At 43.5% G+C, this 17,647-nt stretch carries 14 protein-coding genes; 11 read left to right on the forward strand and 3 right to left on the reverse strand.

Annotated elements, in window-relative coordinates:
* From folK to mnmA, 10 genes are all read left to right on the forward strand, one after another.
* The coding region (folK, locus tag Q0546_RS10330) for a 2-amino-4-hydroxy-6-hydroxymethyldihydropteridine diphosphokinase (RefSeq protein ID WP_298792784.1) at window positions 1-259 on the forward strand (259 nt) is incomplete at its 5' end.
* 112 nt (window positions 260-371) lie between these two features.
* Window positions 372-1,781: a flagellar biosynthesis protein FlhF gene (flhF, locus tag Q0546_RS10335; RefSeq protein WP_298792786.1), complete on the forward strand. Its 1,410-nt coding sequence runs from the start codon at window positions 372-374 to the stop codon at window positions 1,779-1,781.
* Window positions 1,774-2,640 carry a MinD/ParA family protein gene (locus Q0546_RS10340; protein WP_298792788.1) on the forward strand — a complete coding sequence of 289 codons (867 nt, stop codon included), beginning with the start codon at window positions 1,774-1,776 and terminating at the stop codon, window positions 2,638-2,640. Before flhF ends, Q0546_RS10340 begins: the two co-directional genes overlap by 8 nt.
* 168 nt (window positions 2,641-2,808) lie before the next feature.
* Window positions 2,809-3,009: a hypothetical protein gene (locus Q0546_RS10345; protein ID WP_298792790.1), complete on the forward strand. Its 201-nt coding sequence runs from the start codon at window positions 2,809-2,811 to the stop codon at window positions 3,007-3,009.
* Window positions 2,993-3,688, forward strand: coding sequence for an RNA polymerase sigma factor FliA (locus tag Q0546_RS10350; protein ID WP_171992833.1), 696 nt, complete (start codon window positions 2,993-2,995; stop codon window positions 3,686-3,688). The genes Q0546_RS10345 and Q0546_RS10350 overlap by 17 nt, the downstream gene beginning before the upstream one ends.
* Window positions 3,688-4,794 (forward strand): flagellar motor switch protein FliM, encoded by a 1,107-nt coding sequence (gene fliM, locus Q0546_RS10355; protein WP_002947559.1) that lies wholly within the window; start codon window positions 3,688-3,690, stop codon window positions 4,792-4,794. Before Q0546_RS10350 ends, fliM begins: the two co-directional genes overlap by 1 nt.
* A complete protein-coding gene (gene fliY, locus Q0546_RS10360; RefSeq protein ID WP_298058950.1) occupies window positions 4,787-5,620 on the forward strand; it encodes a flagellar motor switch protein FliY in 834 nt (277 codons plus the stop codon). The genes fliM and fliY overlap by 8 nt, the downstream gene beginning before the upstream one ends.
* A gap of 418 nt (window positions 5,621-6,038) precedes the next feature.
* On the forward strand, window positions 6,039-6,635 hold the full coding sequence (locus Q0546_RS10365; protein WP_298792792.1) for a TIGR00730 family Rossman fold protein: 597 nt from the start codon (window positions 6,039-6,041) through the stop codon (window positions 6,633-6,635).
* A gap of 291 nt (window positions 6,636-6,926) precedes the next feature.
* Window positions 6,927-7,067 (forward strand): hypothetical protein, encoded by a 141-nt coding sequence (locus tag Q0546_RS10370; protein ID WP_298792794.1) that lies wholly within the window; start codon window positions 6,927-6,929, stop codon window positions 7,065-7,067.
* 307 nt (window positions 7,068-7,374) lie between these two features.
* Window positions 7,375-8,391: a tRNA 2-thiouridine(34) synthase MnmA gene (gene mnmA, locus Q0546_RS10375; protein WP_298792796.1), complete on the forward strand. Its 1,017-nt coding sequence runs from the start codon at window positions 7,375-7,377 to the stop codon at window positions 8,389-8,391.
* A gap of 451 nt (window positions 8,392-8,842) precedes the next feature.
* Here the strand turns inward: mnmA and Q0546_RS10380 are convergent, their stop codons facing one another.
* The gene (locus tag Q0546_RS10380; RefSeq protein WP_298792799.1) at window positions 8,843-13,060 is read right to left on the reverse strand and encodes a hypothetical protein; all 4,218 of its coding nucleotides are present in this window, start codon (window positions 13,058-13,060) and stop codon (window positions 8,843-8,845) included.
* Window positions 13,061-13,393: 333 nt separating this feature from the next.
* Window positions 13,394-13,756, reverse strand: coding sequence for a DUF488 family protein (locus tag Q0546_RS10385; RefSeq protein ID WP_298792801.1), 363 nt, complete (start codon window positions 13,754-13,756; stop codon window positions 13,394-13,396).
* A 266-nt stretch (window positions 13,757-14,022) separates the two neighbouring features.
* On the opposite strand from Q0546_RS10385, the gene Q0546_RS10390 reads away from it, so the two are divergent.
* Window positions 14,023-17,412, forward strand: coding sequence for a DUF748 domain-containing protein (locus tag Q0546_RS10390; protein WP_298792803.1), 3,390 nt, complete (start codon window positions 14,023-14,025; stop codon window positions 17,410-17,412).
* Here the strand turns inward: Q0546_RS10390 and Q0546_RS10395 are convergent.
* Entirely contained in the window at window positions 17,383-17,553 is a 171-nt protein-coding gene (locus tag Q0546_RS10395; RefSeq protein ID WP_298792805.1) for a hypothetical protein, read from the reverse strand. The genes Q0546_RS10390 and Q0546_RS10395 overlap by 30 nt on opposite strands.
* Between the last annotated feature and the right edge of the window lie 94 nt (window positions 17,554-17,647).

Raw genomic sequence — 17,647 nt, forward strand, 5'->3', positions numbered from 1 at the left:
CGCCGTAATGCTTGTGCAAACAAGCCTTGCCGCGAGGCAAATTTTAAAAATAACGGCAAATTTAGAGAGACGTTTCGGGCGCGTGAGAAGCTTTAAAAACGCGCCTAGGACGCTTGATATAGATATTTTGTATTTTAGCGGACGAAACAGAAACGATGCGCGGCTGGTGCTACCGCATCCCGGCGCGCAAAGCAGGGCTAGCGTGATTTTGCCGCTTGGGACGATGAGGCGCGTTAGCAAAAGCGGAGTGAAATTTTAAAATTTAGCGGCCGCAAAGCCTAAATTTGAAGCGGGAACGGAAAATGCATAGCCTTTGCCGCGACGATTTGGGCTAAAGGCAGCTAAATTTAGCGAGAAACGAAGGAGAAGATTTGGCGACGAAGTTTTATACGTTTACCGGCGAGAGCAGTATGGAAGCGCTAAAAAAGGCGCAGGCTCAGTGCGGCGAGAGGGCGATCTTGGTAACGACGAAGCAAATTCAGCCAAAGACGATAAACAAAAAGCCGCTTTATGAAATTTTGGTCAGCGTCGAAGAGGACGCGAGCGAGCAGAAAAAAAATCAGCCACAAAAGCAAAATTTAAAGGGCTACGAGGAGTTTTTGCGCGCTCAGGCAGCAAAAGAGGAAAGGCCGCAAAAGATTATTTTAGACGAGCGCGAGCTTTTTGAAGTCGAAGCTCAAAGCGCTTTAGCTGCGGCAAATTTTAGCCAAAACTCCACGAGCTCAGCCTCGCAAAATCAAAACTACAAAACCGTTCAAAATAGCGGCGAGGACATACTCCTAAACATCTCAAAAGCCGCAAAAGAGATAAGCCAAATAGCAAATATCGAAACTATGCCTAGTCGCCAAGATCAAAACTACGATAAAAAGATAGACGACGTCGCAAGGCAAGTAAGTATGCTAAGCGAAAAAGTAAATATGATAGCCGATATGTTCTGGGAGGAGAGAGCGGGTGCTAGAAACAACCTAAGCATACCGCCCGAGTTTGCCAGCATCTACAAAGATGCCAAAAATAGCGGCATGAAAGAGGAACACCTAGAGCAGATAATGAAAATAACCGTGGAAAATATGTCGCCTCAGATGAAGGCTAATCCGACTGCGGTTAGGAGATATTTTAGCTCGCTGCTTAGAAAGATGCTACCGTGCAGGAGCGAAGAGGACGATAGAAAACAAAAGATAATGATGCTGGTTGGGCCGACCGGAGTTGGTAAAACCACGACTCTAGCTAAACTTGCTGCAAGATTTGCGTATGGAGACGGTAAGCGTGCAAAAACGGGCATCATCACGCTTGATACCTACCGTATCGGGGCGGTCGAGCAGCTGTTTCAATACGCAAAGATGATGAAGCTACCGATCCTTGATGTTATCGAAGTTGATGATTTTAAAAACGCACTAAAGCAGCTAAATCACTGCGAGGTTATCCTCATAGACACCACGGGCAGCTCGCAGTACGATAAAGAAAAACTGTCAAGGCTAGAAAAGTTTATAAAAAGCTCGGATGCGCATATAGACGTGCACCTGGTGCTATCGGCCGGGGCAAAGATCGAAGATATGCTTGAAATTTACAACGGTTTTAGCTTTCTTGACATCGACACCCTGATTATCACCAAATTTGACGAAACCAAAATTTTCGGTAACGTATTTTCGCTAGTTTACGAGACGAATAAACCGGTTAGTTTTTTCTCCGTCGGACAGGAAGTACCTGACGATATCTTGGTGGCAAAGAGCGAATTTTTAGTAAGTTGCGTATTAGAGGGATTTAGCAAGGAACATAATGAGTAATCAGGCCGAGAAACTAAAAGGCATAGTGGCCGCCCAAGCCAAGGCAAAAACTACGTATTTTATCGCTGTAACTAGCGGCAAGGGCGGAGTAGGCAAAAGCACCATAAGCGCAAATTTGGCTAACGTCTTGGCCAAAAGCGGGTATAGAGTCGCTCTTTTTGACGCGGACATAGGGCTAGCGAATTTAGACGTCATCTTAAACGTGCGCGTTAATAAAAATTTGCTTCACGTGCTAAAAGGCGAATGTTCCTTAAAAGATATTTTGATCGAGATAAAGCCGAATTTGACGCTGATTCCCGGTGAAAGCGGCGAGGAGATATTAAAATTTAACAATCAATTTTTGTGCGAGCAGTTTTTTGCCGAGTCGGCGAACCTTGACGGGCTTGATTTTATCATCATCGACACGGGCGCGGGTATAGGCGGAAACACGCGGCTATTTTTAGAGGCTGCAGACGAGGTCGTGGTGGTTACTATGCCCGATCCCGCCGCGATAACGGACGCTTATGCCGTTATAAAAATCACTTCAAAAGATAAAGACAACATCTCGATGCTTTTTAATATGGTAAAGAGCGAAAAAGAGGCGGTTAGGATATTTGAGCATATCCGCAAGGTAGCCAAGGCAAATATCGAAAATCCGTTAAATTTGGAGTTTTTAGGCGCTATTAGCGAGGATAAAAACGTCTCAAAGAGTATAAAACAGCGCACGCTATTTACCGACGATAGCGAATTTTGTCTGCCGAGCTTGGAGTTAAATCAGATAGCTCAAAGGCTTATTTCGAGATTGGAACAAAAAGTGCTTAAAGATGGTCAAGTCAATAGCTTTAGCGCCTTTTTTAAGCGCATGATTGAGCAATTTTAAATTTAGGATTTAGTTTTGAAAGCGGAAAATTTTATAGCATTTTTTACTGTTTGCGGATTTTTTACGGGAGTCGTTTTTTCGACATTAAAGTTGAATGATCCAATACAAATACTACTTTATACTTTTGTGATTACGTTTTTCTTTTATCTCGTGATTCACGTTATCATAATGAACTATATCGACGTCAGATTATCGTTTAAAAAGAGATTTGATAAAGAGCAATACGAGCAAACAGCTGATTATCTCATCGGAGAACTAGCTCTTAGAGAAAAGCGTATAGATAATATATTAAGTAAGCTAGCTAGCGAAAATATCCTAATAAAACAAGCGCTAGGTAAAAATGGCGAAAGAAATGCAAAAGCCGCATAATCCTTATGCCTCAAATTTAAAAAAAGAACAAGACGAGGTCGTGCTAGCCTACACGCCCGCTCTTCGCGCGATGGCTTTTAGGCTAAAGGAGCGTTTGCCCGCTCATATCGACGTTAGCGACCTGATCGGCGCTGGGCTGGAGGAGATGGTAAAGCTCTCCAGAAAATACGACAAAGAGCAAAACGACTCCTTTTGGGGTTATGCGCAAAAGCGAGTTTACGGCGCGATGCTTGATTTTTTACGCGGGCTTGACGTGGTTAGCCGCTCGGACCGTACTTTGGTAAAGTCTATCGAGGCTTTAGTAAATGAGTATTTTAATAAATTTGAGTGCGAACCCGACGATGTATATATCGCAGGAAAGCTAGGTATTGACGTAGAAAAAGTAAGCGAAGCAAGGAACGTGAGCGCCGTCGTCGCCGTCCTAAACATCGACGATCAAATGGAGCTAATGAGTGAGGAGAATACGCTAGAACGGGTCGAAAAAGAGGATTTGATAGAAAAGATAACTCAAATTTTAAACGAATTTGAGGAGCGCGATCAGCTCATCGTACAGCTTTATTATTACGAAGAGCTGAGTTTAAAGGAGATCAGCGAAATTTTGCAGATTACCGAGAGTAGGATCTCGCAGATACATAAGCGTTTGATGGAAAAAATAAGAAAAAAGCTTGAGGGTAAATAATGGCGGACATTTTAAGTCAAGAAGAGATAGACGCGCTACTAGAAGTCGTGGACGACGACGATGCTAGCGAATCTATCGGCGAAAAATCAAAAAAAGAAGAACAGCAGCAGGTAATAATTTACGATTTTAAACGCCCAAACCGCGTGAGCAAGGAGCAGCTGCGCGCGATAAAAGGCATACACGACAAGCTTGCGAGGAATTTGGCTTCTCAAATTTCAAGCGTCATGAGAAGTATCGTGGAGATCCGCCTGCACAGCGTCGATCAGATGACATACGGCGAGTTTTTGATGAGTTTGCCGAGCCCTACTAGCTTTAACGTCTTTTCGATCAAGCCGCTTGACGGTAACTGCGTTTTGGAGATAAACCCGAGTATCGCGTTTCCGATGATAGATCGCTTGCTAGGCGGTAACGGCGAGGGCTTTGAGACTAGCAGGGAGCTAACCGATATCGAGGTAAATTTACTCGATGCGATCCTAAGGATGATGATGCAGCGCCTAAAAGAGAGCTGGTCGATGATCACCGATATGTACCCGAACGTCGAGGCTAAAGAAAGCAGTCCAAACGTCGTGCAAATCGTAAGCCAAAACGAGATCGTTATAATGGTCGTCATGGAGATCATCGTAGGCAACTCAAGCGGCATGATAAATATCTGCTATCCGGTCATCTACCTAGAGCCGATCTTAAGCCGTCTAGCCAACCGCGACATAATGCTAGGCGAAACGAGCGCGAAAAAGAGCCGAAACAAAGAGCTAAAAACGCTGATCGGGCGAGCCGAGGTGCTATATGAGGCGATACTGGGCAAAAGTATCGTTAGCGTAAACGAGTTTTTAAATTTAAAAGAGGGCGACATACTGCGTCTTGACCGCTCGGCAAACGACAAAGCTATCGTAACGATCGATAAAAAAGAGGTATTTTTGGCTGAGGTCGGGCTGCATAGATTTAGAAAATCTATCCGTATAGAAGAGCTAATCAGAAGCGACAAAGACGAGATCAAAAATATCCTCGAGCAGTACGAAGAAGAGCGCAGGGCAAAACTCATGAGTACTGAGCACGAGGATGAGTACGAAGACGACGATATATTAGGCGAGGATGAAAACAATGAATGATTTTTTTAAAATTTTCGTAAACGAGGTAAAGGCTACGGTCGAAGGGCTAACGGGTAGGACGCCCGAGATAGGTGAGAGAAACGAATACGACGCTCCTAAGCAAGAAGGCATAAAGCCGCCTCTAGCCGTTGCAAACATAGCCGTTAGCGGCGATACGACGGCAAAGATGATACTAGTAGCCACGCCGGTACTGATGAGCGCGATCGGCGAATGGATGCTTGGAGAAGAAGAGATCTCGCGCAACGAAAATCTAAGCGAGGACGAGCTAGATGCCGCTAAAGAGGTATTTTCAAATATTATGGGCGCGTTTTCCACAAGCCTTGGCGCGCAAAAAGGCATGCCGAAGCTAAATTTCGAGGTAGCGAAAGTAAATTTCCTCGACGAGAGCGCAAATTTTGATTTGAACGCGTTTGAAAAAATATACGTCTACTCCGTTAAAATCGGAGACGTCAGCGAGCAAATCGCTATCGTGCTTGACTTTGCATTGGTGAAATTTTTAAATAAAGATCACAAAGAACCGGCCCAGCAAGCAACTCCTGCAAAAGGCGATCTAAGTATCGAGGAAATGCGAAATATCGGGCTCATCATGGATGTGCGCCTGCCGCTTCACGTGCGTATCGGCTCAAAAAGAATGCTGCTAAAAGACGTGCTCACGATGGACATAGGCTCGGTCATCGAGCTAAATCAGCTCGCAAACGACCCGCTTGAGATTTTGATCAGCGACAAGGTTGTGGCTCTAGGCGAGGTCGTCATCGTGGACGGCAACTTCGGCATCCAGATCACTCAGATCGGTACGAAAAAAGAGCGTCTCGAGCAGCTACGTTAAGGGCTAAAATCGGACGAATTCCGCCTTGGGGCGCTTTTTAAAACCAAGTCGTATTCGGCCAAATTTAGCACGAAATCGTGAGCAAATTTGGAGGCCTAAATTTGCAAGCCGCCGCATTTTTAGAAACCACCGCATAAATTTGCGTTAAAGGTTAAGGCGGCGGTTTTGTGATTTTAAAATGGGTTTGCTTTGCGAGTTTGCGCCGTTTGGCGCTAAAATTGCCGGCAAATTTGAGCAAAATTAAGCCGCTTTGATAGCTTTGCAAATTTGAAATCTACCTAAAATTAATCTCAAATTTAATTATGCGTCATTTGTTTTTAAATCCGTTTTGGCTATCATTGCTTTTAGATTCGCGTGGTAAATTTAGCCGCTATTTGCAGCTCTAGCGCGTAAATTTAAACTAAGAAAAAGAGAAATAATGGATGAAATTTTAAACGATCTGGCCAAATTTAGGGATTTTGCGACTTATAAAAATCCTAGCGTTACGTTTTTTGGCTCGGCTAGATTTGATGAAAACAGCAAATACTGTAAAATGGCCTTTAGCCTCGCAAAAGAACTTGCCGACGGTGGTTTCGCCGTCGTTAGCGGCGGCGGGCCTGGCGTGATGGAGGCGGCAAACAAGGGAGCGTACGAGAGCGGCAAAAGCCCGTCAATAGGCCTAAATATCGTGCTTCCGTTTGAGCAAGTGACGAACAGATACGCTACGAGCAACTTTGTTTTTTCAAATTTATCCGCTCGCAAATTTGCCCTCATCGAGCGCTCGAGCGCGTTTTTGGTGTTTCCTGGCGGCTTTGGGACGCTTGATGAGCTGTTTGAGATCCTAGTGCTCGCGCAAATCGGCGCCAAAAAAGCTAAAATTTTCCTCATCGGCAGCGAGTTTTGGAGTAAGCTTGATGATTTCATCAAAACCACGCTGATACATGAAAAAGCCGTCAGCGAGGAGGATTTGTCGCTTTATACGATCAGCGATGATCTAGACGCCGTGCGAGATGAAATTCTGGGAGTATTAAACTAAGCCGGTTTGCTAAAATTGTTCGAATTTTGAGGATTTGGCGAAGCTTGACGGGATCGCTTTTACGCTTTTTGCCAGATTTTTATCGTGATTCGCGGCTATACCGATCCTCAAATTTGACGCCGCTCGCGTCAATTGCCGATTTTAACTTCCGCTGTTTTTGCCGCTACGATGGCGCATACGGTACGCGAAAATTTAAAGCTCTAAAATACTGCAAGGCTTGAGGGTTAGTTAAATTCGCTCGGCAAATTTGCCGGCTGCATTTATCTAGCGTTCGGCGTTAAATTTTGATTTTTGCAAATTTGTTCGCGCGGTTTGGTTTGTATTTTTTTAAGCGGATTTGCCGATATGTTTGCCTTTTGCGTCAAATTCGGTAAATTTAACCGCGTCATCGCCGTTTGTAAATTCTACATCGTCTTGGCGCATAAAATTTAAACCCAAGCAAAGATAAATGCTGACCCTGCTTGCGAACCTAGATTTACAAATTTATAGCGCATTAAGCTAATTTTTATATAATCGCACCGAATTTATACGAATTTGCCTTATTGTGGGGCTAGGGCGAGATTTGTAAATTTTAAAGCTGAATTTAAAATACAAAACTTTAGGGTGCGGTATTTTTAGATGATTTTTGCGGCTGTGCGGTAAATTTTCGGCGTAGATAGAACATATAGTTCATCAAACTGAAAATTTACAAACTCCGTAAAAAGCGCTAAAAAGACAAGCCCTCACAATAGGAAGAAAAATGAAAATACTAATGGCCATGAGCGGCGGCGTCGACTCCACCATGAGCGCCAAAATGCTGCTAGAAGCGGGTCACGAGGTCGTGGGCTGCTATATGAAGCTACACAAAAAGCCCGGATATCATGAAAAAAATATCGATAAAGTCGCCCGTGCGTGCGGGTATCTGGGTATCGCTTATCACGTGCTTGATTTGCAAGAGCAGTTTGACAAATACGTCTATACGCCGTTTGTTAGCTCCTATAAAGAAGGCAAGACGCCAAATCCCTGCGCGCTTTGTAACCACTTTATAAAATTCGGCGAACTACTAAAATTTGCCAAAAGTATCGGCTGTGAAAAGCTCGCTACGGGCCACTATATCCGCGTGCAAGACGGTCTGATCAGAGTCGCCGCCGATCCTAGCAAGGATCAGAGCTACTTCGTAGCGCAGGTGCCAAAGGAGATAATCGCCGATATGATTTTCCCGCTCGGAGACAAATTTAAAAAAGATATAAAAGAGCTGGCGAAATCTCTGCCGAACTTTCGCGAATACGGCGAGCAAGCCGAGAGCAGCGAGATCTGCTTCGTCGAGGATACATATATCGAGGTGCTAAACAAACACTATGAGACGGATCTGCCCGGCGACGTGGTCGATAGTGCGGGCAGGGTGATCGGGCGGCACAGCGGCTACATGCACTACACGATCGGCAAGAGACGCGGATTTGAGGTGTTTGGGGCGCACGAGCCGCATTTCGTGCTCGCTATCGACGCGGCAAATAACCGCATCGTCGTGGGACCAAAAGAGGAACTCGAGCGCGGTAAGATCGCGGTAAATAGCCTAAATTTGTTCGTGGACGAGAGCGAGTTTGACTGCGACGTCAAGGTGCGCTACCGCAGTATCGGGCTAAACGCGCACGTAAAAGTGCTGGGTGGCGGCACCGCCGAGGTCGAGCTAAAGCAGAGCGCATTTGGCGTGGCTAGCGGGCAACTGGCGGTATTTTACAGAGGCGAGCTGGTTATCGGCAGCGGATTTATCCTGTAAATTTTATCTTAAATTTGATCGCTTCGGGCGGTCGAATTTGACTCTCTTGCCGAGGCGTTTGCGGTAGCGGCGTTTCGGCGAAATCTACAAATTTAACTTCAAATTTTACTGTTTGGCGACATTTTTTATGCGCTTAAATTTATAAATAATCGAGTTTTAGGAGCCCAGTACTCACGATCTAAATTTGCCTTTTTTAAAATCGGAAATCGCTTTGCGTATGGTTTGGTTTGTGGAAAAAGTGCCCTTATGGCCTCGTGGAGTAAAAATTAGTTTTACTGATTTGTATGCTCGTTAAGAGACTAACCGCAAAAGATTGTTGCTCAGTTAGTAGTTAGGGTTTAAATTTACTAAAAAGAGTTACATTTAGATATGTTTGCGTAAATTTGGCTATAGAGTTGATAGTCGTTAGTCGTATAGCGTATGGAGCGGAAAAACTCCGCTCCACTTAAGATTACGCGTTAGTTATCTGGATATAGTTTATTCCGCCCTCGGTTACCGAGTTGGCATTTAACAAGTCGAAATTTGAGATACCCGCTAGTTTAACTAAGTTATCGTTAGCATCTAACGCCTTATCGCCGTTAGCGTCTCTTACTAGATACGTATCGTTGCCATAATATACCGCATAGATAGTATTTGTCGCTGTAGAGCTTAGACTACCTAGCGCATCGTTTATAGCCGTTTTTAGATCGGCTCTGCCGTCTACGTTTAGGGCTATTTTTTGTAACGTAGCCGTACCAGCACTACCTAAGCTTATCTTGTCGCCTCTGTTTGTGTCGGTTATGGTTACGTATTTACTAGCGTTAGCATCGGTAGTAGAAGCTCCTAGGTTAAACGTATCGTTACCCGCTCCACCGCTGATTTGGAATTTCTTATTAGCAGTTAATGCCGCAGTCGTGATAGTGTCGTTGCCTTCGCCTAGATTGACGGTTACGTCTTTGGTTTGGGTTATCGTAAAGGTTACTTTATCGTCGCCCTTGCCGCTATCGACTAGTTTTAGGTTTGCCGAGTTTACGGTTATGTCGTCTTTGGTTGTGGAACCTTTGATGGTTGTTAGCTTTATATTGTTTGTGGATGTTCTAAATTCATTTATACCGCTAGGATTATTATATCCGCTTAGATCTACGATTTTTATATTATTTAGGTATGTAAGATTTACGAGTAGGTTTGAGTTCCCGCCATTTGCAGTGATACTGTCGGGATTTGTTATGGTTCCTTTTAGTACCATATGTTCGGTAGTAGCAGCACCTGTTAGCTCTCCTTTTACGTTTGTTATATTTGCCGTAAAATACTTACTTGGATTAGTGATTAGATTGCCTACCATTCTAGCATTATTGGCAAAGTTAGCACCGTAAGCATTTATTGTCAAATCAGTATCAAATCCTACATATATTGTATTTGTAGGTTGGGTTACGTTTGATAGCTCTAGCGTTACCTTTCTACCGGTTATAGAACCAAATTGGACGGTTTGCATATAATTATGCAATCCAGTATCTATTGTCACATTGCCATAGTGGTTACCTATGTTGCTTGTTTGCAGTGATTTCAAATCACTTGCACGAATAACAATATCTTGTTTTGATTGATTTGCGCTTCCAACTTCGATAATACCAAGTTTTGCTGTTGCATCTATTCCATTGCCCTTAATATCGATATTTATATTTCCATCCCGCGCTAAAATACTTCGAGTATCCAAGGTTTCCTGTCCATGAAATTTTAGGTTTATATCTTTGGTCGATACCATACGATCTCTTATAGTAACTGAACTGTTATCTATGTTAGTGTTCATATTCATAATTACGCTACCCCTATCCGCCTGTGCGGTACCGCGCGACCATACGACTGCCATTTCTACCGATTTTTGGTTGGTTGCTGTTATGTTTATATCCCCTCCCGTTGCATGCATATTGCTATACTTTATCGCAGAGTCTCTTATGCCCTCGGCTGCTGAGGCGTTGATGGTAATAGTCTTTGCTTGAAAGGCGTAATGAGACGTGCCCGGCCCAAGTCTCATTGATCCAACTTGAGCTATAGCCCCTGCTGTAGTCGCGACGGTGCTTATTACGGCATTTCCAGCTACAGTTATCTTTTCCCAATCATATGGAAAATGATAAGGAGGCGAGTATACACCGTCATCTTCGGTACTCATTTTTAACTCTTTATATCCGCTTGCATTAACGGTCAAATTTCCTGTTAAATTTAGATGTCCGTTTAGTTTGACAATACCGTCTAAGATGTCTGCATTTGCACTATGATTTAGTGTTAAATTTTTAGCCAGTATTGAGCCTAATACAGAACTTCCCGACATTGCTAGCCCATAACCAACGCTCGACCCCTCCTGCGTAAATTTACTAGTCAGACTTACATCCCCCGCTGCGGTTATATTTCCTACGGTTAACGTCTTTTGTCCTACGGCACTTAGGGTTACGTTGTTTGCCTTTTTATCGTTATCTCTATCTCCTATCTCCCCGTACGTTACAGTAGCACCCTCTTTATCGGTAGTAGATATTAGGCTTACGTTTCTAGTAGTCATTATATATTCGCCGTTAGCTACGCTTAAATTCTTTAATCCTTCGGCTTTTAAAGAAATATCTTGAACGCCTTGAAGAGGAACCGGAAGATAGGTCTTATCGCCTACTGCTCTAAGAGTTACGCTAGTGTCGTCACCTGTACCTTTTAGATTGATTTTACTGATGCCGCTTAGCTTATTGTTTATAGTATAATCTCCCTTTGTCTCTACGTTTAGAGTCTTTAGGTTGTAGGCATTCGTATCGTGGCTTCCCGAAGCGTTTATCGCCGTAATACTAGCCGTTATATCTTTGTCGGTCTTATTTACTACGTTTAGCGTTTCAAGAGCAAATGCGCTGTTTATATCTTGCGTAAAACCAGGATAGGTAGAGGTAGTATTTTCTAGGGTAAAGTCTAGCTCTTTTACGGTAGTTGAGACTACGCTTGCACTAGTAGTGCCTTGACTTGCAGGTACGTCGCTAGCGTTAGCTACTTTTACGTTTAGCTTTTCTGTTCCGTTTGCGGTTATGCTGCCGTTACCTTTTTCTATAACGAAATCTCTTATATCGGTACTATTGTTTATAGTTACGTTTGTAGAGTTGGTAGCTTTTGCGTTTACTTTTGCTATCTTAGAGTTAAGTATATTTACGGTAGCGCTAGTTCCGTTTATGCCAAGCTCGGTTATCTCTTGCGCTCTAGTAAAGTCTAGTACCGAAGCGTTAGTGTTGATATTTAGTACTTCCACTCCCGTCATTTCTACGTGCTGGTTTCCGTTTATAGCGTCTATGAAGTTTACCGTATCCTTGCCGGCTCCTCCGTCGATAGGTATGATTCTTCCGCTGGCTCCGGTTACGTTAAATACGTCGTCTTGTCCGCTGCCTTTTATGCTTTGAACGTATCCGTTGGCTTTTACGTTTGCGATTAGTTTGTTGCCTTTATATTCTGTAGCGTCAAAGCTATATAGCCCGCTCGTAGTATCTACCGTTAGATCAGCCGTTCCTTTTATATGCATGGTCTTTATGCTTGCGGTTTGATCTGGTTGTCTAATCGTATTTGATGTAAAATTAGTTAGCTTGCTAGCTCCTCCTACGGCGTTAATGGTTAGAGCCTCTATATGGTCTCCGTTAACGGTAGTTATGTTTATTCTAGCGTCTTTATCCATATTTACGTTGTTGACGACGATCTCTTGGTCGTCGTTGCTTCCGGCTAGTACGTCGGTATTATAGATTAGATTTAATCTTCCCGTATCGCCGTTTCCGCTTAGTTTTAGATCGTTGACTAAAAGTTTTACTTTGTTCTCCGGGTTAATAACGTCTACCTTATTCTCGCCGTTTAAGGTGATGGTTTCTAGGTTGTGGATATATTTAGTATCAAATCTTAAATCACCGTTAGTCTTGTTGGTCAAATTTAGATTCTCTATATTCTTAACCTCTCCGGTTCCGTTAGTCATTCCGTAGAAGTTAGTGTATAGATCTAAATTTAAAGTATCGTTTCCGCCCTTGCCGTCTAGCTTATCGGTAGCTTTAAACGTAGTTTGTCCTACAGTAGCAGATACTGCTCCGTTAAATACGTCTGATTTGCCTGTTCCGCTTACGTCGTTAGCGTCTGCTGAAAGGTTGTGGATAGTAGGAGCTATAAGAGCGTCTATTCTTGCTTTTTGCTCGTCTAGGTTGGTATTATTCGTAGTCGCTATTATATCTTGGAATAAAGAGTAGTCGTAAGCTCCGGTTTGATCGGCTGGAATATCTGCTATCTTCTCGGCCATATACTGAGAGATGGCCGTTTTATTTTCAAATACCTTAGCGGCTACAGGGTCGGCTGCTTTTGCTATAGCAGAAGTAGCTACTTCAAATAACTTAGCTACAGTATCTCCTCTTGAGTTACCTAGTTGAATGTGTTTTACCCAGGCGTTAATACCGTCCGGATCTTGAGAATAGTCTTTGCCTAAGATATTTTTATAGAGCATCTCTACGAAATCTCTATCGTGATCTATGCTGCCGTTAAAATAGGCTAGGGCCGCCGGAGAAGATAGCATGTCATTAGCCATCTTAGCTATCGTACTGTTTGCTCCCGCGTTTACCCATGCGTTAAAGCCTGCGCCTTCGGGCGCGCGGTTAAATAACGCTACGTAAAGCTGTGCTACTTGCGCTTGTGTTACTGCCATCAAGGACTCCTTGTTTAGTTACGGTTATAGGTTTAACGTTTTAAATGCGATTTACGAGTTTAAAAAATTAAGCCAAGCTAGGCTTAATTCGCGGGTAGATTGCGACGCCTAATCGGGTCTAGTTTTAGGATAAAATTTACTGCACCGAAATTATGATTGCTCAAATCTAAACGCAGCAAAAGATACACTTATCTTTAGGCTTTAGCGATTAAATCGCAAATCTTAATTTTAATGATATTTATAAATTTAACTAGATGCTATAAACTTAAAATCGATTTAAAAAGTTGGGGGATTATAGCGAAAAAATATGAAAAATAAAAGGTAAATTAAATTTTACTCCCTGAGTAGTTCTAAAAGTACCGCAACGTGGCTTAAATTTATATCTTTAGTCGCGGTTAATAGAGCGATTTTGCCGTGCTTTTTTTCTAGAATTTTTAGCTCGTTCAGCCCTGCCGTTGCCTCTTTATCGGCTAGTTCGGTCTTAAATTTAACTTTAAATTCCTCAAATCTAGCCTCTTTGTCCTCATGAAACCAAGACCTAAGCTCGTTTGACGGAGTAACCGACTTTAGCCATAAAAACGAGCAAAATATCTCCTTTTTCACTCCGCGAGGATAGAGTCTATCGACGAATACGCCGTAAAAATCGCTATTTTCATCGCCTTTTATAAAATCGTAAATTCTGAAAGCCTGAAACATTTTTACTCCCCGGTTTGACAAATTTGATTCCGAATTTTACAGTAAAATCGCTATTTTATCGACTAGATTTTAAATTATCTATGCAGTTTACGGGTGCCAAGTTTTATCAAAAAGAAATCATACGCCGCATTTGATTTTTTTATTTGTATCAAATTTCGGTTTTAATTTTCTAAGAAACGGCGTTAATTTTTCGTATGAATTTACCAAAATAACCGCTCTTTAATCAAAATCCTTGTAAAATTCACCAAAAAGATCAAGGCAAATTTATGCAAAAAAGTAAAAAAATCGCTCTTATTATCCTAGGCTCGCTCGCGGGCTTGTTGCTTATCTACACGCTTGCGGGCTTTTTAGGCGTTCCTTACGCGCTCAAAAATACGCTGCCCGCAAAGCTAAAAGATATAAACGCTAGCCTTAGCGTGGCGGAGGCTAAATTTAATCCGTTTACCTTCGAGCTAAACGTCACGCGCCCTGAGTTAAACACGACCGCGCCGCTTTTTAGCGCGGAGCAAATCGACGTCAAGCTTAAGCCTTTTTCGCTATTTAACAAGCTTGCGGAGGTTGATATATTGCGCCTTGAGAGCCCTAGCGTAAATATCGCTAGAGATAAAAACGGCACGCTAAATTTAGCTACGTTTTTAGGCGAGTCAAACGCGACTAGCGCCGAAAATAACGAAACTAGCAGCATAAATTTTGCCCTAAACAGCACAAAGATAATCGGCGGCTCGTTTGCCTACTCGGACGAGAGTTTAAAACAGCCGTTTAACGCCAAATTTGAGGGTATAAACTACGAAATCTCAGGCATAAATACCGAGCAAAATAGCGCGGGCAAGCACGTTTTCGACGCAAACTCCACGCTGGCGCAAAAGCTAGACTGGCAAGGTGGCATCGACCTCGCGCCGCTTCGCGTTTACGGCGAGCTTAACCTAAAGGACTTTAACGTCCGCCCCGTCGCTCTTAGCTTCATTGACACGCAAGATCTGCGCATAAACAGCGCGCTCATAAACGCAAAAACTAGTTACGAACTAAGCGAGGACGGCGGCGTTATCAAGGCCGCTTTAAAAAACGCCGCTTTAAATTTAAAGTCGTTTGAGGCGCAGCTAGACGGGCAAAATTTGAGCCTAGAGGAGCTTGATCTGCCCACCATCGAGATAAACGCCGACGTTAGTGAAAAAAGGAGCTTTGCGGCCGATATCGGCGAGATAAAATTTAAAAACACGAGCTTTAAAGGCGAGGCGCAGGCAAATTTAAACAGGCTAAATTTGAGCGGAGTCGCCCTTAAGGCCGATATGAATGAAAAAGGCGATATAAACGCCTCTGCAGCGCTCAAAGCCCTGGGCGTTAGCGGGATAAATTTGACTGAAAAAAGCGTCGGCGAGATAAAGCTGAAAGACGCAAATGCAAGCGAGCTGGATGCTAAAATAAAAGGGCAAAATATCGCTGCTAGCCTAAAAAATTTGACGCTTAGCGCTACCTCCGCCCCAGTCGGTAAAAACGGCGCGGCAAGCCTAGAAAAGCTCATCATAAACGCATCTAAATTTACGCTGGAAAATAACGCCAGCGCCGCCTCTATCGGCGAAGTAAAAGCGCAAAAAATCGCGCTAAAAACAAAAAACAAAGAGCTTGCTACCATCGCTGAAATCGGCGTGAAGGACGCGGATTTTGATCTAGCCAAAACCGCGCTTCGCATCGAAAGCGTAAGTATAAATAAGCCTAAATTTGCAACCGATATAAAAGAAAACGGCGAGCTTAGCGCCATTAGCGAGCTTGGCTTAAACGGCGAAAAAGCCTCCGCCAAAAAATCAAGCGCGAAAAAACCTGCCAAATCTCAAAAAACGGCTAAAAAAAGCAATGCCGGCAAAAATAAAAAAGCCGAGCAAAAAAGCGCTCAGAGCGCAAAGAGCGGATTTCAATTTAGCGTCAAAAACGTCTCCGTTACGGGTGCCGACATAGGTATAACCCATGTCTTTGAGGGGCAAAAGATAGCGCACAAATTTGACGGGCTAAATGTAAATTTGCAAAATATCAGCGAAAATTTAGCTGCGCCCGTGACCGCTAAAATCGACATGAAAAGCTCGCAAAAGCTAAATTTGGCTCTTAAGGGTAAAATTACGCCAGAGCCTCTAAATATCGAAGCCGATATAAAACTAAGCGATGCAAACTTACCTCGCTACTTCGTTTACGCTAAAAACTATCTGGACGCGAGCTTAAAAAGCGGCGAGCTAAATGCCGAGCTAAACGTAAAGTACGCCGCGGATGCCTCCGTAAGCGGTAAAGCAAATATCGCAAACATCGAGCTTGCGGACGGCTCTGGCGATAAGGTTTTTGCCTTTAAAAACCTCAAACTATCTAAAATTTCGTTTGCAAAAAATTTCTTAAATTTAGAGCGCGTGACTCTTAGCGCGCCGTTTTTAAAGACGCATCTAAATAAAGAGCGCGAATTTAACCTAAGTCGCCTCGTGAAAAAGAGCGAGAGCGAAAACGCTCAAAAAGCGGACGCAAAACAAACCGCTTCTAAAAACGAAAAGCCCGTAGAGGCCGCAAAACAGCAGAAAAAAGAGGGCGAGTTTGATTTTGCTATCAAGAACATCCTCGTAGAAAACGGCGACGTAGACTTCTCCGACGCGTCGCTATTTATGCCGTTTGCGACCAAGATCACCAAGCTAGAGGGCGTGCTGATGGATATCGACAGCACTCGCCCGACGATGGGTACGTTTGAGGGCGTAGTCGGCAAGAGCGGCTTTAGCAAGATCGGGCTCAAGCTACTGCCGTATGATCCTAAAAAAAGTACGGAAGTCAAATTTAGCTTTAAAGATATCGACCTAGTCGATGTGACGCCTTATAGCGGACAGTTTTTGGGCTACAAGATAGAAAAAGGCAAGTTAAATTTGACTCTAAACTACGATGTTAAGGACTCTAAGCTAAACGGTAGCAATGTCGTAAATCTAGACACGCTAACGCTTGGCGAAAAGGTCGAGTCTAAAGACGCGGTAGATTTACCTCTATCGCTTGCTATCTCGATCTTGAGCGATCAAAACAATCAGATAAACATCGATCTGCCGGTGACGGGCGACCTAAACGACCCAGACTTTAAATACGGCGGTATCGTCTGGGAAGCGGTTAAGAAGCTATTTGCCGACATCACGCTGGCTCCGTTTAGATTTTTGGGTAATATGCTAGGGTTAAGCAGCAATGATCTAAATACTATCGACTTTATGCCAGCAAATGCCGAGCTAATCGTATCCGAGCAGGCTAAGATAGCTGATTTTATCAAGCTAACGACGGCAAAACCTAAGATGAAGCTAAGCATCACTCCGGCCTACTCGGACGTGGACGTAACGGCGCTAAAAAACGCGAAACTAAACGAAAAAATCAGTCAAACGATGGCGCAAACGGGCAAGGACTACGCAGGAGCGCTCGCGTTGCTGGCTCCTAAAGAAAAAAGCACCGACGAAAAGGTGCTGAGAGAGGCTGCGCTAAAGGGTATCGAGATAAAAAAAGAGCAGCTACTGGAGCTTGCTAACGCAAGAGCCCAGGCTATCAAGGCGGCCCTAGCGCAGGCTGGACTGGCCGAAGATAGGGTGACGGTTAAAAAGCCCGAAAAAACGGACGTCAAACAGGGCGAATACTCAAGCGTGATGATGGGCGTGGCGGACTAAATTTGCGCGGTTGTAGTTGTGTATTTTGTCGCGACCGCGTTCTTGTTTGTTCGCCTTGCTTGCGACAAAGGATTTTTGGGTTAAATTTGTAAATTTGACACATCGAGACCCGCACCGCGAAAATGCTAAATTTAGCGCCATCTCCGCTTTTAAAATTTCAAAAATCAAACTTAATAAAATTTATACAAATTTCCAATTTCACCCAAATTTTACGCAAATTTGGAAATTCATCTCA

This window comes from uncultured Campylobacter sp., assembly GCF_937997465.1.
Taxonomy (GTDB): Bacteria; Campylobacterota; Campylobacteria; order Campylobacterales; family Campylobacteraceae; genus Campylobacter_A.

Bases quoted from the DNA above. Each gene is read 5' to 3' on its own strand.
- Q0546_RS10340 (WP_298792788.1), top strand. From the start codon at position 1,774: ATGAGTAATCAGGCCGAGAAACTAAAAGGCATAGTGGCCGCCCAAGCC.
- Q0546_RS10345 (WP_298792790.1), top strand. From the start codon at position 2,809: ATGAACTATATCGACGTCAGATTATCGTTTAAAAAGAGATTTGATAAA.
- Q0546_RS10350 (WP_171992833.1), top strand. From the start codon at position 2,993: ATGCAAAAGCCGCATAATCCTTATGCCTCAAATTTAAAAAAAGAACAA.
- fliM (WP_002947559.1), top strand. From the start codon at position 3,688: ATGGCGGACATTTTAAGTCAAGAAGAGATAGACGCGCTACTAGAAGTC.
- fliY (WP_298058950.1), top strand. From the start codon at position 4,787: ATGAATGATTTTTTTAAAATTTTCGTAAACGAGGTAAAGGCTACGGTC.
- Q0546_RS10365 (WP_298792792.1), top strand. From the start codon at position 6,039: ATGGATGAAATTTTAAACGATCTGGCCAAATTTAGGGATTTTGCGACT.
- mnmA (WP_298792796.1), top strand. From the start codon at position 7,375: ATGAAAATACTAATGGCCATGAGCGGCGGCGTCGACTCCACCATGAGC.
- Q0546_RS10380 (WP_298792799.1), bottom strand. From the start codon at position 13,060: ATGGCAGTAACACAAGCGCAAGTAGCACAGCTTTACGTAGCGTTATTT.
- Q0546_RS10385 (WP_298792801.1), bottom strand. From the start codon at position 13,756: ATGTTTCAGGCTTTCAGAATTTACGATTTTATAAAAGGCGATGAAAAT.
- Q0546_RS10390 (WP_298792803.1), top strand. From the start codon at position 14,023: ATGCAAAAAAGTAAAAAAATCGCTCTTATTATCCTAGGCTCGCTCGCG.
- Q0546_RS10395 (WP_298792805.1), bottom strand. From the start codon at position 17,553: ATGGCGCTAAATTTAGCATTTTCGCGGTGCGGGTCTCGATGTGTCAAA.